At 56.3% G+C, this 21901-nt stretch carries 20 protein-coding genes; 17 read left to right on the forward strand and 3 right to left on the reverse strand.

Annotated elements, in window-relative coordinates; genetic code table 11:
- Positions 1-19 precede the first annotated feature (19 nt).
- From thrC to yajC, 14 genes are all read left to right on the forward strand, one after another.
- On the forward strand, positions 20-1090 hold the full coding sequence (gene thrC / locus ACI48J_RS06590) for a threonine synthase (protein WP_405082219.1): 1071 nt from the start codon (positions 20-22) through the stop codon (positions 1088-1090).
- A complete protein-coding gene (gene thrB, locus ACI48J_RS06595; protein WP_405082220.1) occupies positions 1090-2052 on the forward strand; it encodes a homoserine kinase in 963 nt (320 codons plus the stop codon). The genes thrC and thrB overlap by 1 nt, the downstream gene beginning before the upstream one ends.
- Positions 2053-2054: 2 nt before the next feature.
- Entirely contained in the window at positions 2055-2993 is a 939-nt protein-coding gene (locus tag ACI48J_RS06600; protein WP_405082221.1) for a prephenate dehydratase, read from the forward strand.
- A gap of 9 nt (positions 2994-3002) precedes the next feature.
- Positions 3003-3884, forward strand: a complete 882-nt coding sequence (ilvE, locus tag ACI48J_RS06605) for a branched-chain-amino-acid transaminase (protein ID WP_405082222.1) — start codon at positions 3003-3005, stop codon at positions 3882-3884.
- Between the two features lie 293 nt (positions 3885-4177).
- Positions 4178-6793 carry a LysM peptidoglycan-binding domain-containing protein gene (locus ACI48J_RS06610; RefSeq protein ID WP_405082223.1) on the forward strand — a complete coding sequence of 872 codons (2616 nt, stop codon included), beginning with the start codon at positions 4178-4180 and terminating at the stop codon, positions 6791-6793.
- Positions 6794-7007: 214 nt separating this feature from the next.
- Positions 7008-7685 carry a BofC C-terminal domain-containing protein gene (locus ACI48J_RS06615; RefSeq protein ID WP_405082224.1) on the forward strand — a complete coding sequence of 226 codons (678 nt, stop codon included), beginning with the start codon at positions 7008-7010 and terminating at the stop codon, positions 7683-7685.
- Between the two features lie 198 nt (positions 7686-7883).
- The gene (locus ACI48J_RS06620; RefSeq protein ID WP_326054364.1) at positions 7884-8300 is read left to right on the forward strand and encodes an organic hydroperoxide resistance protein; all 417 of its coding nucleotides are present in this window, start codon (positions 7884-7886) and stop codon (positions 8298-8300) included.
- A gap of 286 nt (positions 8301-8586) precedes the next feature.
- Positions 8587-9090, forward strand: coding sequence for a crossover junction endodeoxyribonuclease RuvC (gene ruvC / locus ACI48J_RS06625; RefSeq protein WP_009671937.1), 504 nt, complete (start codon positions 8587-8589; stop codon positions 9088-9090).
- On the forward strand, positions 9087-9713 hold the full coding sequence (gene ruvA / locus ACI48J_RS06630; protein WP_009671933.1) for a Holliday junction branch migration protein RuvA: 627 nt from the start codon (positions 9087-9089) through the stop codon (positions 9711-9713). The genes ruvC and ruvA overlap by 4 nt, the downstream gene beginning before the upstream one ends.
- 18 nt (positions 9714-9731) lie before the next feature.
- Positions 9732-10739, forward strand: coding sequence for a Holliday junction branch migration DNA helicase RuvB (ruvB, locus tag ACI48J_RS06635; RefSeq protein ID WP_405082225.1), 1008 nt, complete (start codon positions 9732-9734; stop codon positions 10737-10739).
- A gap of 246 nt (positions 10740-10985) precedes the next feature.
- Positions 10986-13058, forward strand: a complete 2073-nt coding sequence (locus tag ACI48J_RS06640; RefSeq protein ID WP_405082226.1) for a SpoIID/LytB domain-containing protein — start codon at positions 10986-10988, stop codon at positions 13056-13058.
- Between the two features lie 9 nt (positions 13059-13067).
- The gene (queA, locus tag ACI48J_RS06645; RefSeq protein ID WP_405082227.1) at positions 13068-14189 is read left to right on the forward strand and encodes a tRNA preQ1(34) S-adenosylmethionine ribosyltransferase-isomerase QueA; all 1122 of its coding nucleotides are present in this window, start codon (positions 13068-13070) and stop codon (positions 14187-14189) included.
- 20 nt (positions 14190-14209) lie between these two features.
- Positions 14210-15346 carry a tRNA guanosine(34) transglycosylase Tgt gene (tgt, locus tag ACI48J_RS06650; RefSeq protein WP_103993343.1) on the forward strand — a complete coding sequence of 379 codons (1137 nt, stop codon included), beginning with the start codon at positions 14210-14212 and terminating at the stop codon, positions 15344-15346.
- A 19-nt stretch (positions 15347-15365) separates the two neighbouring features.
- The gene (gene yajC / locus ACI48J_RS06655; protein ID WP_217558169.1) at positions 15366-15686 is read left to right on the forward strand and encodes a preprotein translocase subunit YajC; all 321 of its coding nucleotides are present in this window, start codon (positions 15366-15368) and stop codon (positions 15684-15686) included.
- Between the two features lie 88 nt (positions 15687-15774).
- Here the strand turns inward: yajC and ACI48J_RS06660 are convergent, their stop codons facing one another.
- Both ACI48J_RS06660 and ACI48J_RS06665 read right to left on the reverse strand, forming a co-directional pair.
- Positions 15775-16620 (reverse strand): phosphatase PAP2 family protein, encoded by an 846-nt coding sequence (locus ACI48J_RS06660; protein WP_326054352.1) that lies wholly within the window; start codon positions 16618-16620, stop codon positions 15775-15777.
- 93 nt (positions 16621-16713) lie between these two features.
- A complete protein-coding gene (locus ACI48J_RS06665; RefSeq protein WP_405082228.1) occupies positions 16714-17106 on the reverse strand; it encodes a TIGR04086 family membrane protein in 393 nt (130 codons plus the stop codon).
- Between the two features lie 120 nt (positions 17107-17226).
- On the opposite strand from ACI48J_RS06665, the gene ACI48J_RS06670 reads away from it, so the two are divergent.
- Together ACI48J_RS06670 and ACI48J_RS06675 are read left to right on the forward strand one after the other, a co-directional pair.
- Entirely contained in the window at positions 17227-18546 is a 1320-nt protein-coding gene (locus ACI48J_RS06670; RefSeq protein ID WP_405082229.1) for an SLC13 family permease, read from the forward strand.
- A gap of 82 nt (positions 18547-18628) precedes the next feature.
- Positions 18629-19318 carry a DUF421 domain-containing protein gene (locus ACI48J_RS06675; RefSeq protein WP_009671932.1) on the forward strand — a complete coding sequence of 230 codons (690 nt, stop codon included), beginning with the start codon at positions 18629-18631 and terminating at the stop codon, positions 19316-19318.
- A 64-nt stretch (positions 19319-19382) separates the two neighbouring features.
- On the opposite strand, the gene spoVB is transcribed toward ACI48J_RS06675, so the two are convergent.
- Positions 19383-20954, reverse strand: a complete 1572-nt coding sequence (spoVB, locus tag ACI48J_RS06680; protein WP_405082230.1) for a stage V sporulation protein B — start codon at positions 20952-20954, stop codon at positions 19383-19385.
- Positions 20955-21136: 182 nt separating this feature from the next.
- On the opposite strand from spoVB, the gene ACI48J_RS06685 reads away from it, so the two are divergent.
- The gene (locus tag ACI48J_RS06685; RefSeq protein ID WP_405082231.1) at positions 21137-21838 is read left to right on the forward strand and encodes a post-transcriptional regulator; all 702 of its coding nucleotides are present in this window, start codon (positions 21137-21139) and stop codon (positions 21836-21838) included.
- Positions 21839-21901: the final 63 nt, after the last annotated feature.

Raw genomic sequence — 21901 nt, forward strand, 5'->3', positions numbered from 1 at the left:
AAAGAGGCTGCAGAAGAAAATGAGATACATGGGCTTGCTGCATCAATATAAATCCTATCTTCCGGTTACGGAAAAAACTCCGCTGCTTACTCTGCACGAAGGAAACACTCCGCTTATCCGCGCGGAAAAATTGTCCGAGGAGCTGGGGCTCGACCTTTACGTCAAATATGAAGGGCTGAACCCGACGGGTTCGTTCAAAGACCGCGGCATGGTAATGGCCGTGGCCAAAGCGATGGAGGAGGGAAGCTCCACGATCATGTGCGCTTCCACCGGCAATACGTCGGCGGCAGCTGCCGCCTACGCCGCTCGCGGCGGGCTGAACTGCATCGTGCTTATTCCGAACAACAACATCGCGCTCGGTAAGCTGGCGCAGGCTATCATTTACGGGGCGAAAGTGATCGCCATCGAAGGCAATTTCGACCGGGCGCTGGAGATCGTCCGCGAAATTACGGCGAAGCAGCCGATTACGCTCGTCAATTCCGTCAATCCCTACCGGATTGAAGGCCAGAAAACCGCCGCTTTCGAGGTGTGCGATCAGCTCGGAAAAGCGCCGGATTATCTGGCGATTCCGGTCGGCAATGCGGGCAACATCACGGCGTACTGGAAAGGCTTTAAGGAGTATCAGGCGGCAGGCAAATCTTCTTCCCTTCCTAAAATGATCGGATTCGAAGCGGAAGGGGCCATGGCGATCGTCAAGGGAGAGCCGATCCTCAATCCGGAAACCGTGGCGACCGCCATCCGGATCGGAAACCCGGCCAGCTGGGACGGAGCCGTAAACGCGGCCGGCGAATCCGGCGGCCAGATCAACTATGTCACGGATGACGAAATTTTGGCGGCTTACCGCAAGCTTGCTTCGCAGGAAGGCATCTTTGCCGAGCCGGCGTCGGCGGCATCCCTTGCCGGCGTCATTAAGCTGAAGCGGGAAGGACACTTCCGGCAGGGACAATCCGTCGTGTGCGTGCTGACCGGCAACGGCCTTAAAGATCCGCACAACGCGATTCAGAGCGTAAAAGCCGAGCCGCTCGTCGTGGAAGATTCGGAAGCCGCCGTGATGGACGCGATCCGGCAGCTGGAGCAGGTGGGCAGCTAATGGCCCCCGCTGCGGTACGCGTCCGCGTTCCGGCCAGCACCGCCAATCTGGGACCGGGCTTCGATGCGCTCGGCATGGCCCTTGATTTGTACGCCCGGATTGAGATGAGTGAAGCGGACCGGACACAGATCGAACTTTTCGGAAGCAATATGCAGGGAATTCCGACGGACAAGACGAACCTGATCTATAAAGTGGCCCGCACCTTGTACGACCACGCGGGTCTTCCCATGCCGGAGCTGAGTATCCGCATGGACAGCGACATTCCGCTCACGCGCGGCCTGGGCAGCAGCGCCTCCGCTATCGTCGGAGCGCTTGCCGCGGCAAATGCGCTGAGCGGAGCGGACCTTCCGCCGGACGAGCTTTTCCAGATCGCCTCCGGTATGGAAAAGCACCCCGACAACGTCGGCGCCTCGCTGTTCGGCGGCATTATCGCGGCCTACTGGGACGGCCGAGAGGCGAAGCACGTGCGCATCGAGCCGCACGAGCGCCTGGAGGCGCTGGTCGCCGTGCCGGCGTTCCAGCTCTCCACGGAGCATGCGCGCCGCGTGCTGCCGGATCAGGTGCCGATGAAAGACGCCGTCTTCAACATCGGCCACTCGTCTCTGCTCGTCGCGGCCCTTGCCGCCGGCGAGCTGGGCATGATCCGGCACGCGATGAAGGATGCGCTCCATCAGCCGTACCGCGCGGCTCTCGTTCCCGGGATGGAGAAGATTCTCCGGGAAGCGGCCGATCACGGCGCGCTGGGAGCTGCGCTCAGCGGCGCGGGACCGACTCTTATCGCATTCGCCGATAAGAGCGAGGGAAGGCAGGAGGAACTGGAAGCGTTCCTCCGGGAAACGTTCCGCGCCGAAGGAATCGAGGCGGAAACGAGATGGCTGAGGCCATCCCGCGAAGGCGTCCGCGTCTGGAAGCTGGCGGGCGGGGAACCGTCCTTCGAGGAATTTGCGGGAGGAGCGGAATAGCGATGGCGAAGCAGCGGATTGCGATGCTGGGACCGGGGACCTTCTCCGAAGAGAGCGTGCACCATTTTCTCGGGAGGGACCGGTACGAATATGTGCCGTTCAAGCTTATCTCCGATGTATTCCTGGCGACCGCTTCGGGAGAAACGGATTACAGCGTCATTCCGATCGAGAATACGATCGAGGGTTCCGTAACCCTGCATATCGACTGGCTCGTCCACGAGGTAGATTTGCCGATGCAGGTGGAATGGGTTTATCCTATAGATATGAACCTGATCGGTCTTCCCGGCAGTGCCCACCGGGCGGCCGATGACAAGAACGGCTTGGCGAGACTGGAAAACGGGGAAATGGCAAGCTCCCCGCCCGTCTCCTGGTCGAGCATTACCAAAGTGCTGTCCCATTCGGTCGCGCTTGCCCAATGCCGCAAGTTTCTGCGCACGTATATGCCGCAGGCCGAAATCGAGCAGACGGGTTCCAACGGGGAGAGCGTCCGCCTTGTCAGCGAGCTGGGAGATCCGAACGTGGTGGCGATCGGGACGACAAACGCCGCCGGCATGTACGGAATGGAGCTTCTCGCCTCGAAAATACAGGACAACCCCGACAATTCGACCCGTTTTATTCTGATCGGGCGTGACAAGCTTGACCTGCCGGTCTCCGGCCAAACAAAGACGACCATTCTGGTCACACCGCCCGAGGATTATCCGGGAGCGCTGCACCAGGTGCTGTCGGCCTTCGCCTGGCGCCGGATCAACTTGTCGAGGCTGGAATCCAGGCCGACGAAACGCAAGCTCGGCAAGTACTATTTTTATATCGATGTAGAAGGTTCGCTGGAATCGGTTCTCGTCCGCGCCGCATTTGAAGAAATCGAAGCGATTGGCTGCCAGGTGCGGATTCTGGGCTGCTACCCGACGTACCAGTACGAAACCCAAACCCCGGAGGTGTAAGAACGAATTATGGCACAGCAGTGGATTTACCTGGACGGCAGCTTCGTTACCAAGGAAGAAGCCAAAGTATCCGTTTACGATCACGGTTTTTTGTACGGGGATGGAATTTTTGAAGGCATCCGCATTTACGGCGGCAACATTTTTAAATGCAAGGAGCATCTCGACCGCCTTTACGATTCGGCCAAATCGATTATGCTCAACATTCCATTGAGCTATCAGGAAATGCAGGACGCTCTGGTGGAGACGATCCGCCGCAGCGAGCTTCGTGACGGATACATCCGTCTCGTCGTTTCCCGCGGTCCCGGGGACCTTGGACTCGATCCGCGCCGTTCCCCGAAAGCCAGCGTCATCATTATCGTCGAGCAGCTGTCGATTTATCCGGAGGAGGCCTACATTAACGGTCTCAAAACCGTTTCGGTTTCCAGCCGCCGCAACATTCCCGACGCGGTCAATCCGAAAATAAAATCGCTCAACTACCTGAATAACATTCTCGTCAAAATCCAGTCCAATCTGGCGGGCGTAGGCGAAGCGATCATGCTGAATTCGCAGGGTTATGTAGCCGAAGGTTCTTCGGATAACATTTTTATCGTAAAAAAAGGTGTCGTATATACACCGCCTTGCTACATCGGTGCGCTGGAAGGCATCACGCGTGCGGCGATCATCGAGATTTGCGAGCGCAAGGGCTATACCTTGAAGGAAGAGCCGTTTACCCTTCATGACGTGTATGTGGCCGATGAAGTGTTCTTTACGGGCACAGCCGCCGAAGTTATCGCGGTTCGCGAAGTGGACGGCCGTATTATCGGGGAAGGCAAAGCCGGCCCGATTACGACGAAACTTTTGCAGGAATTCCGCAGCATAGTGACTGTCGACGGGGTTAAAGTTTACAAATAGGTCGTTACGCACGTCGCGTTTCATTTCATGACCGGTGCCGACTTTCTATCGGTTGGACCGTTTTTTGCCAAAACGACTCATTAAACTCTCAGAAAACCGTTTCCGGGGAAGGGGCACTTCCTGCGGCAGCGGTTTTTTTATGCCCGGAATTGCTGTATTTGCGCCTGTCCCCCGGAAATTTCCGCGGCTTTTTTTCGTCCGGGGATGTCAAATGCCCATGGGTCTGCATAAGATGTAATGTCAATCGGATTGGGGAAGACGGATATGTACTTAGAAGAAGGAGGTAAGACCCGTTGAAAATCCATATGGTTAAAAAAGGGGATTCACTGTATAAAATCGCCCAAAAATACAACGTCGATCTCGATAAACTGATCGAAGCGAATCCTCAGATCGCGAACCCGGACCAAATCAACGTCGGCGAAAAGGTGAAAATTCCGGGAACGCCGACGAAGCCCCATCACCATGAAGGGCAGCACCATGAAGGGCAGCACCACGAAGGGCATCATCATGAAGAGCAATATCATGAAGGACAGCATCATGAAGAGCAGCATCACGAAGAGCACCATCATGAAGGGGATCATCATGAAGAGCACCATCATCTGGTAAAGCACATTGTGCAGCAGGGAGACACGCTGTGGAAGCTCTCGAAGGCATGGGGAATTCCGCTGAAGGAAATGATTGAGGCCAACACCCAACTGAAAAATCCGAGCGTACTTATGACCGGTGAAACCGTCTATATTCCTAAAAAGGGCCACAAAGAGCAAGAAGGCGTTCAAGGGTATCAGCCTCATCACGGAGGGACAGCTCACGGCAAGAAGAATACTTCCCCGATCCAGCCGGCTGTACCCGTACCCGAAGCGGTGGAGCAAAAGCCGGAAGCCGTTCAAATTCCCGAATTACCGGAAATTAACCAAATAACGAAGATAACGGAAATTAACTTAAATCTGGCGAAGGTGACCGAGAACAAAGAGGAAGTGAAGATCGAACTTCCCATACAACCTATGCCTCAGGTACAGCTGCCGGTTATCGAGCAGCCTCCCGTGCAGCCGGCTCCGCAGCCGCCGGTTCAGCCGCCAGTGCCTGAATACCAGCTGCCCCAGCTGGTGCTGCCGCAGATCGAGCTGCCGTCTTATACACCGCAGCCTCCGCCCCAGCACCCTTGCGAGCCTGTTGTTCCGGCTCCTTATCCCGCTTATGTAAAAGAGGCGGAGGCTATTCCCGATTGCGGAGGCTATCCGGAAATTCTTCCGATGATTCAGCCGTGCCCTCCTTATGCGCCTTTTGTGTCTCCATATGGGCATCATCATGATATGTGGAAAAAAGAACCGTGCGGATGCGACGGTGAACTGCCCGTCCCGTATGGCCATCACGGAGCATACGAAGGAGGCTGGGGACAACCGCAGACGCTGCCGTATCCGAATGTGGAAATTCCCCAGGGCATTCCGTCCTATCAGACAATGGTCGCTGCCGAGGAAGAATTCATCCAGCCGGCCGGGCAGATTCAAGTACAGCCCTACCCGTCCCAGCCGTGGTTTCCGAGCCAGCCCGGTTTGTACGGAGGCGCTGGAGCCGGCCCGGATTTGAATACCCCTTACACGGACGGAGCCTATTGTGCGGAAAAACCGGTATTCGGTCAGGAGCCTGGCTGCCCCGAGCCATACGCGCCATTCGGCCATGGAGGCTTTGAGCATGGAGGTTACGGTCACGTAGGCGGATGGCCGCAGAGCTACGAGCAGGGAGGCGTCTGGCCGCAGGGCTTCGCGTCCCCGCAGGAGGCGGAGCAAGCCGTGTATGCGGCTGGCGGCTACGAGCAAGGAGGCGCTTGGCCGCAGGGCTTCGCGCCGCAGCAGCTGCCGGAGCCTGGCCCCTACATGCCCGGAGGCTACGAGCAAGGAGGCGCTTGGCCGCAGGGCTTCGCGCCGCAGCAGCTGCCGGAGCCTGGCCCGTACATGCCGGGAGGCTACGAGCAAGGAGGCGCCTGGCCGCAGGGCTTCGCGCCGCAGCAGCTGCCGGAGCCTGGCCCCTACATGCCGGGAGGCTACGAGCAGGGAGGCGCCTGGCCGCAGGGCTTCGCGCCGCAGCAGCTGCCGGAGCCTGGCCCGTACATGCCGGGAGGCTACGAGCAAGGAAGCGCCTGGCCGCAGGGCTTCGCGCCGCAGCAGCTGCCGGAGCCTGGCCCGTACATGCCGGGAGGCTACGAGCAAGGAGACGCCTGGCCGCAGGGCTTCGCGCCGCAGCAGCTGCCGGAGCCTGGCCCGTACATGCCGGGAGGCTACGAGCAAGGAAGCGCCTGGCCGCAGGGCTTCGCGCCGCAGCCTTACGAACAGCAAGCTTTTACGGCCGGTCTGGCGTCTATCCCTCCGGTGACGGGCAAGAAAGATTGCGGTTGCGGCTGCGGAGGAGCCAAGAAAGGGCACGGTCGGGCACCGGAAGCTGCTAACTTCCAGGCATTCGCGTCCGGCTTCTCACCTTATGCGGGAGACGCTCAGCAATCGCCGTACACGCCGTTTACGAGCTACGGCCAGCCGGATTGGCAGCGGATCTGCCCGCCCGCGTTTCTCGCCCCGTACGGCTACGGGACCGGGCAGGAAGGAGCGGTGAATCCTTACGCCCAGTTTCCCCAGCCCGCTTACGCCGTTTCGGGTCCGCAGGATCAGGAGGCCGCTAACCGTATAGAAGGCCTCCGGGAATCCGCACAGGGAACCGGAGAAAGCGAAGCCCGGATTCATCTGGTCGATGAGGAAGGGGAATCGGGCTCCTTCTTCGAATCTGAGGCCAAGACGAAGAAAACGTTCGCTCCCAAAAAGGCCAAAACGTCCAAGAGCTCCGCACGCACGGTCATCCGCAAAACGGGCCGGAGTACGCCCAAACAGGCGTTTAACGCAAATGTTCCTTGGATGAATGTTTAAGACCTCTGCTCACAAGCTCCGCGTATCAAGCAATAGTGAGCCCGCTCCGGCGATTCCTTCTGGGACGCCGGAGTTTTCCTTTTATGCCTACAACGATGAGTTCTTGGAATTTCCGGCCCTGCAGCCTCGCATCCAGCACGCTGGAAATACATGTATAAGCTTTTAGGCGGGGGGAACAATAAGGGAAAACAGAGGATAGAAGGGGATTGCCGTGATGGTTTTCAACTTGCTGAAGCAATTGAAGAAAAAAATCCGTCTTAAACGCAAACGGCTGATATTCGGCAGTTACGTTGTGCTTGCCGCAGCCGCATACCTGCTGGTTGCCTATGAATTCCCCAAGCCGGCCTACCGGGAAGCCGGCGCACCGCTCGGACAAGCCGCCGCGCCGGAAATCGATCAGGCTTTGAAAGCGCAGCAGGAACAAACGCTGCGGCAAATCCGCTCTGAAGGCGGTCAGCGGCTGACTTTTATACAGCGCTCGTATGTATGCGGAGAAGAACAGCAGGAGCTGGGGCTGAAATCCGCGGAGGAGATTGCGGCTTTGAACGGAGAACATCCCGATTGGATTTTAAGCTTGAATTCCGGGGGAAGTGTCATCTTTACCCAGCATATCGACGATCTGTCGCCGAAATGCAAACAGAGCGCATACTTCGGCGTTGACGAGAGCGGTAACTTGTCTTTGTTTGACGGACTGCCGGCCAATGATAAGGTGATCCGTACTTTTTTCCAGCTCAATATCCAATACCTCGAAAGCACCCTGCCCAAAGAAACGGTCCATCAGCTTCTTGAAGGAATAAGGGTGTCGGATGTGGCTGAGTTCAACAGTGTCTTGTCCACATTCAGCGATTATGCCGTACAGGAGAGCGAAAAGGCGATGTCGCCCAATTACTAAAGCTTTTACGGGACAGGCCGGCATTTTCAACAAATTTCTTTAAAAAGGCTCCGCTTTAAAGGCGGAGATTTTTTTACAAATATATATTTTATAAAATTATATTGCACACAATATAATGTTGTGTTATCATTCAATCATACAACGAAGCGCCTTCTGCGGCGCCTCCACTTCAAACTTTTAAAGGGATGGTGTTTGATCATGGAACATTTATACACAGCGGTCGCAACGGCTCAAGGCGGACGGAACGGGAAAGTGACTTCGGATGACGGCGTGCTGAACCTGGAGGTCAAAATGCCGAAAGAGCTGGGCGGTCCGGGCGGAGCGGTTACGAATCCCGAGCAGCTTTTTGCGGCGGGTTATGCGGCCTGCTTCGACAGCGCCCTAAACCTTGTGATGCGGCAAAAACAGATCCGTTCCGAAACACGGGTGACGGCTCACGTCACGATCGGTAAGGACGAGGAGGATGGAGGCTTCAAGCTGGCTGTCGAACTCAAAGTGAGCATTCCCGGGGTGGAAATGGGAACGGCTAACGAGCTGGTCGCCGCCGCACACCATGTCTGCCCTTACTCGAAGGCTACACGGGACAATATCGACGTGTTTATCGATGTTGTCTGAGCGTAAATTAACTGCGAAACGAGACGGTTTCCGCGAGGGAGCCGTTTTTATTGTTGCAAAGGCGCGATAGGGTGCTTGCGGGACTTCTATTTAGTTCAGGATTGGACCGAAGAGGTTCCTGAACATACCTGTAATTCAGCCGGCGGACAGACCGCGAACAAGACGGTGAATATTTGCGGCTTGTCCCCTTTAAACACGCTATCCCTTTCGGCGAGAATTTGCTATAATGGAAAGCGATACATATGTTCGCTTTTTGGGGCATACAGGGGATGGGAGAGAACTTCTTTTGCGTATTCTGGGAATCGACCCGGGCATTGCGATCGTCGGTTTCGGGTTTATCGACAAGACCGGCAGCAAACTAACGCCCGTTCAGTACGGCTGTATACAAACCGAGGCCCATACCGATCCGGGACTTCGGCTGAAGCAGGTTTATGATGCGGCCTGCCAGCTCATAGACAAATATAAACCCGACGCGATGGCCGTCGAGAAGCTGTTCTTCAACCGGAACGTCACGACGGCCTTTACCGTCGGCCAGGCGCGCGGCGTGATTATACTCGCAGCCGTCCAGCGCGGAATACCCGTCGGCGAATACACGCCGCTCCAGGTTAAGCAGGCCGTTGTCGGCTATGGCAAAGCGGAGAAAATCCAAGTGCAGGAAATGGTCCGCATGTTTCTTAAGTTGTCCGCGATACCGAAGCCGGATGACGTGGCCGATGCGCTCGCCGTAGCGATCTGTCACGCGCATTCGTCCACGCTGCACGATAAAATCAAAGAGGTTACCAAACGATGATTGATTTCTTAAGAGGCAAACTAGCTGCGCGTGAAACGGAATACGTCGTTCTCGACGTGAACGGAGTCGGCTATCGCGTTTTTTGCGCCAACCCGTACGCGTTCGGATTGAAAGAAGACGCCGATGTCACGCTTTATACTCACTACCATGTGCGCGAAGACGCACACCTGCTGTTCGGCTTCCCGACAAGGGAGGAGCAGATGCTATTCCGGCAGCTTATCGATGTCAGCGGCATCGGTCCCAAAGTCGCGCTCGGCATTCTTGCCGGAGGCCGCCCGGAAACGGTAGTCGCGGCTATCCAGCAGGAGAATATCGCTTTCCTTACAAAGCTGCCCGGTATCGGCAAGAAAACCGCACAGCGGCTTATTTTCGATTTGAAAGAAAAGCTGGGCGCACTGCCGGTTACGGAGCGCGATCTGGCTGTATCGTTCGGCTTGGTGGACCCGTCGGATGAATTCGGTACCCAGGGAGTCTGGGGCGAAGTCAAGCAGGGTCTGCTCGCGCTCGGCTACACGGAAGCGGAAGCGGACCGCGCGTGGTCCCGCATCCAGCCGAAGGTCAAGGATACCGATCCTGCCGATGTCATCATGAAACAAGCCCTCCAGGCTCTGTTTCAAATGTAAGTTTTGGGGGAGATGACGATGGAAGACCGCATTATATCCGCGAATTTGATGATGGAAGACGAAATCGTGGAATTTTCCCTGCGCCCCCGATACCTGGCGGAATATATCGGACAGACGCAGGCGAAGGAAAATCTCAAGATTTATATCGAAGCGGCCAAAATGCGCAAAGAGGCGCTTGACCACGTTTTGCTTTACGGACCGCCGGGGCTCGGAAAAACGACCCTGTCGAATATCATCGCCAACGAGCTTGGCGTCAATATCCGTACGACGAGCGGCCCCGCTATCGAGCGGCCCGGCGACCTCGCTGCGATTCTGACGAATCTGCAGGAAGGCGACGTGCTGTTCATCGACGAAATCCACCGCCTCCACCGGACGGTGGAGGAAGTGCTGTATCCGGCGATGGAGGATTTTGCGCTCGATATTATCATCGGCAAGGGGCCGAGCGCGCGTTCCGTGCGGCTGGATCTGCCGCCCTTCACGCTGATCGGCGCGACAACTCGCGCAGGGCTGCTGTCGGCCCCTCTGCGGGACCGCTTCGGCGTAATCAGCCGGCTGGAGTTCTACACCGTCGACGAGCTGTCGTATATCGTCAGCCGCACCTGCGATATCCTCCAGGTGCAGATCGTCGGAGAGGCTTCGCGTGAAATCGGGATGCGCTCCAGGGGCACGCCGCGTATCGCGAACCGGCTGCTGAAGCGGGTACGCGATTTCGCCCAGGTCAAAGGAGACGGGATCATTACCGTCGATCTGGCCCGCGAATCGCTCCGGCACATTCAGGTGGACGATCTCGGCCTTGACGAGATCGACCACAAAATGCTGAGAGCGATCATTACTTCGTTCCGCGGAGGCCCGGTCGGACTTGATACGATCGCAGCCACCATCGGCGAGGAAAGCCAGACCATCGAGGACGTGTATGAGCCTTATTTGCTGCAAATCGGCTTTTTGCAGCGGACTCCCCGCGGACGGATGGTCACGCATCAGGCGTACAACCATTTGGGGCTGCCGATTCCGGAGCAAAATGCTTAACTAATCTTATGCCATTTTTCCAATCAGGCTTTTTCCAGTCTCCGATAGCTGCTTCCGTGCAGCTTCGGGGACTTGAAAAAGCCTTTTTTAATGCCGATATAAAGGATGGAACATGGAATCGAACTTGGGCTTATTTGGAATTCTCACAACTTATCGTTGAAAGCTGCGTCTAATAGTTGATAGAATACTAGAGTTGGATTCATTTACCAGACCCATATCCCCAAACGGAAAGGATTGTTTGCACCTATGAAAAACAGCCGGATAAGCTGGAAAGTGGTCACGGCCGTCTTGCTGGCGCTGGTGCTGGCAGCGGGATTGTTCGGCAGCGCCGCGCTCCCGCTACAAGCAGCGGTTCCGAAACTCGATACGATTCGGGTCGGCCTTTTTATCGAACATGAAAGCTACCGCACCCCCGAGCAGGTGGTCACCCTCTCATCGGACAAAGGCTTTAAGCTGGGAGTGCGCACCCCCGCCGGGGTTGTGAACCTTGCGGCGGAGGGGGGCGCGACCCTGAAAGCCTCTCTGGACTCTTACGGGGTCCGCGTGCTGGAAACGGCCAACTGGAATGAAGCGAAGGCGGCTTACGACAAGCTCCAGAGCTCGCCTTCCGACCGCGCCTACATCATCGGCCGCTCCAAAAAAGGAGCCGCCGTGTATCAGGTATACTACGGCAGCTATGCGTCGAAAGAAACGGCCAATACGGCGAAAGCCAAAGCGGTCAAAGCGACCGGCTCCGCGCAAGCGGTTCTGTCCGGGCCTCTGCATTGGTCTGCCGGCACGTACGCAACGGCCGCCGAAGCGGAGAAGCAGGCCGAGGCCGTCTCTCAGGCGGGAGCGGACGCAGACCTCGTTCTGACGCCGGATGCTTCGGGACAAGCCGGGTACAGCGTATGGGTCGGCGGCGAAGCGGACGAGGCCGGGCTGGCCGCCGTCAAAGCCGCTTTGCCGGGCGTAGCCCTGCAGCCGGCCGATGTGGCATCGGCGTACCTGATCAAACGGGCGGACGCCACGGCCGCTGCAGCGGCGATTCCCCATTATTTCTCGGGTGCGGGCTCGCAGAAAACCTGGCTCGACGGCAACGGTGCCGGAATCAAAGTAACCGAAAAGTCGAATCAGGTCTACCGGGGCAGCATGGAAATCAGCCGCTACAACGGCAAATTCGCACTCGTTAACGAGCTTCCGTTCGAGGAATACTTATACTCCGTGGTCAGCTCCGAGATGGACGGCAGCTTTCCGCTGGAAGCGTTGAAAGCGCAGGCGGTCGCCGCGCGTACGTTTGCGATTAAAAAAGGAATGAAATACGGCATCGCGCACCTCAGCGATTCGACGACCGACCAGGCTTACAGAGGAATGCTCCGTGAAGCCGAGATCGTCCGTCAGGCGGTCGATGCGACTAAAGGTGAAGTGCTGGTGGACAAATCGGGGATTATCGGAGATCCTTTGTACTCTTCCAATTCCGGCGGGCAGACCGCCGACGCTTCCGAAATCTGGGGCAATGCGGTTCCCTATCTGAAAAGCGTAGCCAGTCCCGACGAGGGAGCGGCTAAAGGCAAGCCTGTCTGGTACCGGGTTGCTCTGCTTTCCGGTGAGACCGGCTATGTCAGCGGCACTTACCTGAAGAAAACGGGCGAGAAGAGCGCGGCCGGTCTTGAAATAGCCGCATCTACGCAAGGAGGCGTAAATGTCCGCACGTTGCCGAGCACGGACAGCGCCAGTTCTCCGGCTGTCGCTCAGCTTAAGGACAAGGAGCGTGTCACCTTGCTGGAACAGGTAACGGAGTCGAATTCCTACAGCTGGTTCCGGGTGTACGACCGCGCCCAGATGGAGAAGCTGCTCGCAGGCGCGGGAGTCAAGCTGAACGGACCGCTCCAGTCGCTGGAGGTAAGCAAAAGAGGCCCGTCCGGACGCGCTACCGAGCTGAAAGCAAACGGGGAAGTGGTGAAGGTCAAATACCCGAACGACCTGCGAAATGTTTTGGGCGGCCTGCCCAGTACCCTGTTTGAAATTGAGGAACCGGGAAGGTATACTATAGTTGGTGCAGACGGTAAACCGGCCGCTCAAACGGCGGGTTCTGTCCAGGTTATCGGGGGAACCCAGGCCAAACCGCAAAAAGCGGGGGCCGACCTGTTCGTCATGGGAGCGGACAGCCAGGTGCGGAGCGTCGCATCGGGCACGGCAAGCTTCGTGATCCGCGGGACAGGCAACGGGCACGGACTCGGCATGTCCCAATGGGGAGCCAGAGGTCTGGCGGAACAGGGGAAAACCTACACCGAAATTTTACAAACTTACTATACCGGAGTTTGGACGACTAAGGAATGAGAGACATAAATGGACGTACAAGATTTTGATTACGATTTGCCGGAAGAATTGATTGCCCAGACTCCGCTCCTGGAACGGACGCAGTCCAGGCTGATGACGCTCGACAAGCAGTCGGGCGCCATCGCTCATCATACGTTTGAACAGTTGGCCGATTATTTGAAAGCCGGGGATCTGCTCGTGATGAATGACACGCGAGTCATTCCAGCCCGGCTTTTTGGCGTGAAGGCGGACACGGGGGCCAAAGTGGAGCTTCTGCTGCTCAAGCCGCTGGGCGAGGACCGCTGGGAAGCTTTGGCCCGCCCGGGCAAGCGGATTAAAACCGGCACCGAGCTGCTGTTCGGTGTACAGCCGGAGACGGCCGCGGACGGTACGCCGGTCGTTCCGAAGCAGGCTCCGCTTTCGGCGGTGGTCGAAGCCGAAGGGGAGATGGGAGCGCGTACCGTTCGCTTCCGTTACAAAGGTATTTTTAACGAAATCCTGGATAAGCTGGGAGAAATGCCGCTGCCTCCTTATATTAAGGAACAGCTGCCCGAGAAGGAGCGCTATCAGACGGTCTATGCCCGCCATGCGGGTTCCGCTGCAGCTCCGACCGCCGGCCTGCATTTTACCGGCGATTTTCTCGACAAGCTGAAAAGCCGGGGCGTCCGTCTGGCCTTCGTGACTCTTCACGTCGGGCTCGGGACGTTCCGCCCCGTATCCGCCGACAAGGTGGAAGAGCACGAGATGCATGCCGAGTACTATGAACTTCCGCAGGAAACGGCGGACCTCATCAACGAGACTACCGCCGCAGGCGGCCGCGTCGTCGCGGTCGGCACGACCTCGACGAGAACGCTGGAAACCGCGGCCCGCCAGTCGCGTTCGGCATCGGAAGCGCAAGGCGGCTCCGTCCATACGGACAGCGGGAAGCCTTACATTCGCGCTTGCAGCGGGTGGACCAGCATTTTCATTTATCCGGGCGTGGAATTTCAGCTTGTCGATGCGATGCTGACGAATTTCCACTTGCCTAAATCGACGCTGCTGATGCTAATTTCCGCCATGGCCGGCCGGGAGAGCATTTTGAACGCTTACCGTGAAGCCGTGGAGCGGAAGTACCGTTTTTTCAGCTTCGGCGACGCGATGTTTATTTATTGAATCCAGAAGGGAAGACAACTATGGCTGCGGTTACTTATGAACATATCAAGACCTGCAAGCAGACCGGGGCAAGGCTCGGTCGCGTGCATACTCCGCACGGTGTGATCGAAACGCCGGCTTTCATGCCGGTAGGCACCCAGGCAACGGTGAAAACGATGAGTCCGGAAGAGCTGAAAGCGATGGACGCTCACATTATTTTGAGCAACACGTATCACCTCTTCCTCCGGCCGGGTCACGAGCTTGTAAAAAAAGCAGGCGGCCTTCATAAATTTATGAACTGGGACCGCCCGATTTTGACGGACAGCGGAGGCTTTCAAGTATTCAGCCTGAGCGATATCCGTAAAATTACGGAAGAAGGCGTGCAGTTTCGTTCCCACCTGAACGGGGACAAACTCTTTATCTCGCCGGAGAAAGCCATGGAAATCCAGAACGCGCTCGGCTCCGATATTATGATGGCCTTCGACGAATGTCCTCCCTACCCGGCGACTTACGAGTATGTGAAAGACTCTCTCGAACGTACGACCCGCTGGGCGGAGCGCTGCCTGAAGAGTCATGCCCGTCCGGGCGACCAGGGACTGTTCGCCATCGTGCAGGGCGGCATGTACGCCGATTTGCGCAAGCAGAGCGCGGAGCAGTTGACTTCCATGGATTTCCCGGGGTATGCTATTGGAGGATTGAGCGTAGGCGAGCCCAAGCACCTCATGTATGAGATGCTGGAATGCACGACACCGCTGCTTCCGGCCGGGAAGCCCCGCTACCTGATGGGAGTGGGTTCACCCGACGCATTGATCGAAGGCGCTATCCGCGGCGTGGATATGTTCGACTGCGTACTGCCGACACGGATTGCCCGCAACGGCACCGTGATGACGAGCGCCGGACGTCTCGTTATCCGCAACGCGAAACACGCCGACGATCTCGGACCGCTTGATCCGGAGTGCAGCTGCTACACGTGCACGAACTACAGCCGCGCCTATATCCGTCACCTGATCAAGGCTGACGAGACCTTCGGCATCCGGCTGACCACGTACCACAATTTGCATTTTTTGCTTGAACTGATGAGGGGTGTCAGACAAGCCATCCGCGAAGATCGCCTCGGCGATTTCCGGGACGAGTTTTTTACAAAGTATGGTCTTCACGACAACGACAAAGGTTTTTAACTGAAGGAGGATCTCAACGATGTCCAATCTGGCCGCAGCAGCCAATGCTAGTCCGTACGGAAGCTTAGTGACGTACATTCCGCTTATTCTGATGTTCCTGGTTCTTTATTTCCTGCTGATCCGCCCGCAGCAGAAGCGGACGAAAACCCGCAACATGATGCTGGCTAACTTGAAGAAAAACGACAAGATCGTTACGATCGGAGGCCTGCACGGCACGATCCTTGAGATTACCGACGACATCGTCGTTCTGCGCGTTAACGATGCCACCAAAATGACATTCGACCGTTCCGCGGTTAACACCGTTGTAACGAGCAGCGCGGTTGCAGAAGAGAAAAAATAAGAGCGAATCACATACACAAAAGGCGAGTTCCTCGACCAGCCGGTCTAAGGAACTCGCCTTTTTTACGTATCCGCAGCCCATTGCAACATTATTCGCCGACTTCCTGCTCCTGGAGCCTGCGCTGCGGCAGAAGAACTCTGCTGAAGAACGGACGCTCTTCGCTGATGCTCAGGCCGAGACGGGCCGCGAACACACCGAGAAGGACACCGCCGCACATATCGGTCAGCCAGTGGATTCCCAGGTAGAAGATCGAGAAGATAATCACCACGCAGCTGAGGAGGGAAAACCATTTCCAAAACCGGATCCGGGAACGGCCGGCAAGCAGCGCCATGGAAACGGAAATGGAAGTGTGCAGGCTCGGGAAACAATTGTCGAGCCCGGACAAAGGCCGGTATTCCGCTTCGAATTTAGGAAACACTTCCAAGATCAGCAGCTTTACGTTGGGATGGAACGCCCACACTTCCTGGACAGGGAAGAACAAATAAAACGGAATGGCAATGATGTAATTGATCATGACCGTATAGCAAAGCGCATAAAAAAGACGGTATTTCTTCTGGTACGTATAAATCAGAATCGATACGATCATGAGGCAGGGAAATACGATCACATAAAAAATACTGGTAACCAGAGTGACGGTGTTGTTATAGAACAAGTGCTGGAAACCTGCTACGAAGTCTCCTTCCAGCCCGTGTATTTTTGCCGTGAAATCAGCTGTGTAGTGCATTTTGGATTCAATCCAAAGCTCGACTTTGTTGAAAAAGAGAATAGCCATGACCGCCGCAAAATGAAAGAAAAACTTCCGTTTTGTGAAAAAGTCCTGTACGAATGCTCCTGCGACAAGAAACGGATTTTTCCGCAAAGACAAATACAGGAGAACGTAGATGGAAATCACAATATATACGGTTGCGTGGGTCATGGATTGTAACGGATACATTGCATTTCCCCCTAAAATTCAAAAAGGTATAAGAGAACTAAGATATTATATCATAGTCGGAGTAGTAGGTGTGCAATTTCAGGGGTTGGTCCATTATTTACTGCTGGAATTAACGCCGATCATACCGCCGAGAGCGCCCGCAACGAAAGCGAATCCGGCCAAGGTGAGCGTTTTCAGATCGAATGCGGCATCAACCGCAAGGAAGCCGATAGTCCACACAATCAGCGCGTAGAAAATGCCCAGCATCCCGCCGTAATACCAGCCTTTGCGTCCCGCGCGTTTACCCGCAACCCAGCCTCCTACAAAAACGGAAATCCCGTGTGTGATATAAGCCAAGGTGGAAAGCGAAGACTCCTGTGTACGGCTGAGTAGCAGGATCAGCGACGTTAATATAGTTCCCGCAACCAGCATAATGAACGCGTAGAGAAGGCCGGAAAGAAATGGTGAAGATAGACGGACCTGGCTCACCTTATTAATCGGAATCATGACATAATCCTCCCTTTCCCTTAAGAACATTTCGGTATCATCATTCTATGGGCCTGTTCATAAGAATAGTACAGGTTCCGCTTGTACGGCGGTTCCGTGGGAAAGGGGGACGGGAACAAGATGCATGAAGCTGTGCAGAATGCCGGCTGGCAGGCCGCAGCGGCTGCAGTTGTCGCCCTGATGGCGGTAGGCTTGAGTCTGAAATTTGTCCGCTGCCGCGCCTGGTTTCCGCTGGCGGGAGCAGCTGTTTTATTGGCGGCCGGAATTGCGGGTTCCCCAGCCGCCGTGATAGAGACCGTCCCGTGGAGGGCGCTCGCGCTTGCGCTGACCATGGGAATAATCGCCGCCGTAATCGAAGAAGCGGGATGGCTCCAACTGACGGCGGTAAGATTTTACCGGCTAACTTCGGCGAATCCGCAAAAAATGCTGGCCATGTCTATGATGCTGGCCGCCGCCGCATCGGCACTTCTGGACGCATTAACCGCCATGGCGGCTCTTCTGCCGCTTCTCCTGGCTTTTACGAGAGCCTGGAAGATACCGCCTTCTCCGTTCGTAATCGGCATGATGCTGGCCTGCAACCTCGGAAGCGGCCTCTCCGTTGCCGGAACCATGCCGGCCAGGCTGATCGGAACAGCCGGCGAGCTTGGCCTGACGCGCGTCTTGCTCGTGCTGGGTCCCCTCCATGCCGTTCTTCTGGTTCTCGCTTATCTGATGATCCGGACGGTGTACGCCGATAAGCTGAACGTAAGCCCGGAAAGGCTCCGGGAGCTCCAAACCGCGGCTTCCGGCATGAATGGAAACAAGGGGGATATCCGAAATCCGGCCATCGCTCTGGGTTTGATCCTGTTGGCCTATATTTGTGCCGATCTGTCGGGTCTTGACCTGATTTGGATTTCCGGAGCGGGAGCAGCCCTATTGTTCCGGTCGGTAATTAAACGACGGGAAAGCCTCGAAAGTTTCGCGGCCGGTTTTGTCCCGCTCCTGGCGCTGACTGCCGGCTGGCTTCTTATCGCCGGCGCTTTCGTCCAGACAGGCGTGCTTGAGACCGCGGCCGCGTGGCTGATGAAGGCAAGCTCGGGAGACGATCAGCGGGCCGTGCTGGCCGTTCTCTGGATGTCCGCCGCCGGCGCGGCTTTTTCGGACGGGACGGCCTGGACCGCATTTTCCGTTCCCGTCGTTCGGATTGTGAGTGAACAATTGCAGGCTGTCTCTCCGGATCATGCGGGAAGGCTCTGGTATGTCCTGCTTTCGGGCATCCACTTAGGCGCCAATGCGACCAGCTTCAGTTCTTTTTCCAGTCTTTTGGCCTTCGGAGTCGCTGTCTCGCGGAAAAACGGGCTGACCTTCCGGGAATATGCACGGATCGGCGTGCCGTTTTCTCTATTTTCACTTACCCTGGCGTCCCTGTATTTAGTCGGAGTCTGGTTTGGCAACAATTGAGGGACTTCGGGCCGCATGAAGGGGAAGAGGGGCGGTCAGACTACCAGGTAAACTCCGAGAACGGACCTTCCGGGAGGATACCATGGAACTGCTGACGATTTTTTTGCGCACCGTTATGATCTATTTTGTCGTTTTCGTCATGCTCCGTATTATGGGGAAACGCGAAATCGGCAAGCTTTCGGTTTTCGATCTGGTGATTTCGATTATGATTGCCGAAATCGCCGTATTTGTACTGGAAGACATACGCATGCCCATGGCTAACGGAATGGTGCCGATGATTACGCTCGTGCTCATTCAACTGCTGATGGCGTTCATTACGCTCAAAAGCCAGCGTTTCCGCACGTTATTCGAAGGCCGTCCCAGCGTCCTCATCGAACACGGGAAGCTTAACCGCGAAGAAATGCGTAAACAGCGCTACAACCTCGATGATCTGATGATGCAGCTGAGACAGCATAAGGTTATGAACGTGGCCGATGTCGAGTTCGCTATCCTAGAGCCATCCGGTAAGCTGAGTGTGGTGGAAAAGTATCATCCCAGCCGCAAACCCGAAATGGGACCGGTCGAGAGCGGGCGCATCCGTTATGCGGGACTGCCCGTTGCTCTGGTCATGGACGGCAAAGTCCAGGAAGATAATCTGCAAAAAGTGGGCCAAACCCGTTTCTGGCTCAAGAGCGAGCTTAAGAAGAAGGGGATAGCCGATTTTAAGGAAGTTTTCTTCTGTTCCGTCGATCACCGGGGTTATTTGTATGTGGATAAAAAGGACCGGGTTTAAACGATGAAAAAGCCGGACTGCACAAGAATCTGTGCGTACCGGCTTTTCCGTATGCGGCGTCGGATCAAGGTTTGCGGATGATTTTCCGCCCGAGCGTAAGCAATCGGGACAAGTCCGATCTATTAATGATTTTAAGTACCGTTACGGCCGCCAGATAGGCCGTTAAGGCGGCAGCCGAGGCGAGGAGGAAACTGACACCGGCGGGCAGGCTGCCGATGGACCGGTAAACGGCGTAGCAGCATAAGGAGGCGATGCCCATGGCGGCGGACACTTTGGCCACATCGCTGCCGCGCAGTGTAAACTTCAGATGCCGCAGTACACTTAACCCGTGGAGGAGGGTGACCAGCACAATGTTCACGCAGCTGGCCATAACGGCGCCCAATATGCCGAATTCCGGTTTGCTCGCCAGCCATACGATCAGCAGAAGCTTGACGAGGGAGCCGATCAGCGTATTGACGAGCGCGCTGCCGGGTTTGTCCAGCGCCTGCAGCGCGGCCTGAAGAGGAGCCTGCAGGTAGATGAAAATCGCGACCGGTGCCAGCATTTTAAGCATGACTGCGATATCCTTCTGCCCGTACATGAGCAGACAAAGAGGGTCGGCCAGCACATACATGATGACGGCGAAGGGAGCGCCCGTAACAAGCGCGAGGCGCAGCGACTGATGCATGCGTTTGTGTATGGTCTTCAGATCTTTGCGCGCCGCCGCCTCGCTGAGCGACGGAACGAGCGAAACCGAAAGCGAGGAAGTCAAGGCGCTCGGCAGCAGGATGATCGGAATGATCATCCCTTGCAGGGCGCCGTACTGCGCGGTCGCGAGTGCGGTGGCGATACCGGCGGCCGCAAGACTGTGCGCGATGAGAATGGATTCAAGCAGGTAGGAGCCCGCCCCCACGAGGCGGCTGGCCGTAATCGGCAGGGAAAGCGTCAGCAGACGGCGCAGCTGGGTCATCCGGCCCTGCGCGGCGCTTGTGCCGATCTGCGCCTTCTTCACGGGCATGTTATTTTTGCGCTGCAGCTTGTAATGGATGAGAAGCACGAGCATGCCCGCGATTTCACCGATGGTGACGCCGATCATGGCACCGGCGGCCGCCCATGAAATGCCGTAAGGAAGCAGGGCGAAGGAGCAGAGCAGAACCATGACGATGCGCACCAGCGTCTCTATGGTCTGGGAAGTCGCCGTGGGGATCATGTCCTGCTTTCCCTGGAAATAGCCCCGGAGAACCGAGGATACGGCGATAATCGGTATAATCGGGCTCATGCAGAGAAAAGTATAATAGACGCGCTCGTCCGTCAGCAGATGGGAGGTTATCCAGCGCGCTCCCAGTATGCAGACTGCGGTAAAGATCCCCGATATGCTCACGGAAAGCGTGAGGGCGAGCTTAAGAATGCGCGCCGAACGGCGGTAGTTGCGCTCGGCTTCCGCCTCGGCCACGAGTTTGGATACGGCAAGGGGAATGCCTCCGGTTACAATCGTAAGAATAACGATCAGGAACGGCCAGCCCATCTGATAGAGGCCGACACCTTCGGCGCCGATTACCCGGGGAAGCGTGATCCGCGGGATGAAACCGAGAATCCGGTTTACGATGCCTGCGGCCAGCAAAATCATCGTCCCTTTTAGAAAAGACTGCTTGGTCAACGTTCACTCCCTCTTCCGTAACGGGTTCTACTAGAGGATATGCGGGCAATGGCCAAGCTCATGCCAAACTTTTTGGGAATAGGGGCAGGGCGATGCAGGAAAACCCGTTTTTGTAAGCGAATATAGCAAGTAAGGAACAGAACGTGTACGTTGCCGTTACAGCAGCTAAGGGGGGAATAAATATGAATTCGGAAACGGACAAATTGGAGACGGCATCTGCCGCGGCAGCGGAGCAATCCGTGGCGCCGGAAGACGCCAAAGAAAAAACGGAAGCCCCGCTGTTGCCGGAAGGACTTCTTGAAGCGGAAGCGCTGGCCGAAGCGGAGTCCCTGGAAACGATGCTGGAACCCGAAGAGATAATAGAAGAAGAGAATGAAGCGGGTGTCCTGGACGGACGGTCAGAAAGCCGCGGAACGCTGCATGAATCCGGACGCGAAGCCGAAACAGACGAGGCGCCGGCAACGTCAACGGTAGTGGAAATCAGCTCAATGGATGAAACGGCGGCTGCTGCCGAACCCGTGCAAGCGGTCGTGATCGATCCTGCCGATTCGTTTGAAGTGGAAGCGGAGCCGGCATTCGACATGGCGGTCGAAGGGGAAGCTGCCATTCCGGTTGCGCAAGACAAGGAAGAGGAACCCGAACCCGAGCGTCTCACCGACCGGGAACTCAACGAGATGATCGAAGGCTTATGCCTCAGCAAGGCGGAGGAGTTCCAGATGATCGGTTACGAGCATGTTACGGGGGAAGAAATCTGGGAGTGCATAAACGACAGGTATAAGAAGAAAGGACTGCCGCCTCTTCATCAGGTTGTCAACGATATTTTGTCGCTTAAACCTAATCAGTTTATGAATTATTTGACGTTAAGCATGTATCGAAGGTCCTGATCGGCTTTTCGGGCCTTTTTTTGTTTGGTGTGGTAAAAAACGTCAAATTGACTCGTTTTTCGC

The sequence above is a fragment of the Paenibacillus chitinolyticus genome, assembly GCF_045038035.1.
Taxonomy (GTDB): Bacteria; Bacillota; Bacilli; order Paenibacillales; family NBRC-103111; genus Paenibacillus_F; species Paenibacillus_F chitinolyticus_A.

Bases quoted from the DNA above. Each gene is read 5' to 3' on its own strand.
- thrC (WP_405082219.1), top strand. From the start codon at position 20: ATGAGATACATGGGCTTGCTGCATCAATATAAATCCTATCTTCCGGTT.
- thrB (WP_405082220.1), top strand. From the start codon at position 1,090: ATGGCCCCCGCTGCGGTACGCGTCCGCGTTCCGGCCAGCACCGCCAAT.
- ACI48J_RS06600 (WP_405082221.1), top strand. From the start codon at position 2,055: ATGGCGAAGCAGCGGATTGCGATGCTGGGACCGGGGACCTTCTCCGAA.
- ilvE (WP_405082222.1), top strand. From the start codon at position 3,003: ATGGCACAGCAGTGGATTTACCTGGACGGCAGCTTCGTTACCAAGGAA.
- ACI48J_RS06615 (WP_405082224.1), top strand. From the start codon at position 7,008: ATGGTTTTCAACTTGCTGAAGCAATTGAAGAAAAAAATCCGTCTTAAA.
- ACI48J_RS06620 (WP_326054364.1), top strand. From the start codon at position 7,884: ATGGAACATTTATACACAGCGGTCGCAACGGCTCAAGGCGGACGGAAC.
- ruvA (WP_009671933.1), top strand. From the start codon at position 9,087: ATGATTGATTTCTTAAGAGGCAAACTAGCTGCGCGTGAAACGGAATAC.
- ruvB (WP_405082225.1), top strand. From the start codon at position 9,732: ATGGAAGACCGCATTATATCCGCGAATTTGATGATGGAAGACGAAATC.
- ACI48J_RS06640 (WP_405082226.1), top strand. From the start codon at position 10,986: ATGAAAAACAGCCGGATAAGCTGGAAAGTGGTCACGGCCGTCTTGCTG.
- queA (WP_405082227.1), top strand. From the start codon at position 13,068: ATGGACGTACAAGATTTTGATTACGATTTGCCGGAAGAATTGATTGCC.
- tgt (WP_103993343.1), top strand. From the start codon at position 14,210: ATGGCTGCGGTTACTTATGAACATATCAAGACCTGCAAGCAGACCGGG.
- yajC (WP_217558169.1), top strand. From the start codon at position 15,366: ATGTCCAATCTGGCCGCAGCAGCCAATGCTAGTCCGTACGGAAGCTTA.
- ACI48J_RS06660 (WP_326054352.1), bottom strand. From the start codon at position 16,620: ATGTATCCGTTACAATCCATGACCCACGCAACCGTATATATTGTGATT.
- ACI48J_RS06665 (WP_405082228.1), bottom strand. From the start codon at position 17,106: ATGATTCCGATTAATAAGGTGAGCCAGGTCCGTCTATCTTCACCATTT.
- ACI48J_RS06670 (WP_405082229.1), top strand. From the start codon at position 17,227: ATGCATGAAGCTGTGCAGAATGCCGGCTGGCAGGCCGCAGCGGCTGCA.
- ACI48J_RS06675 (WP_009671932.1), top strand. From the start codon at position 18,629: ATGGAACTGCTGACGATTTTTTTGCGCACCGTTATGATCTATTTTGTC.
- ACI48J_RS06685 (WP_405082231.1), top strand. From the start codon at position 21,137: ATGAATTCGGAAACGGACAAATTGGAGACGGCATCTGCCGCGGCAGCG.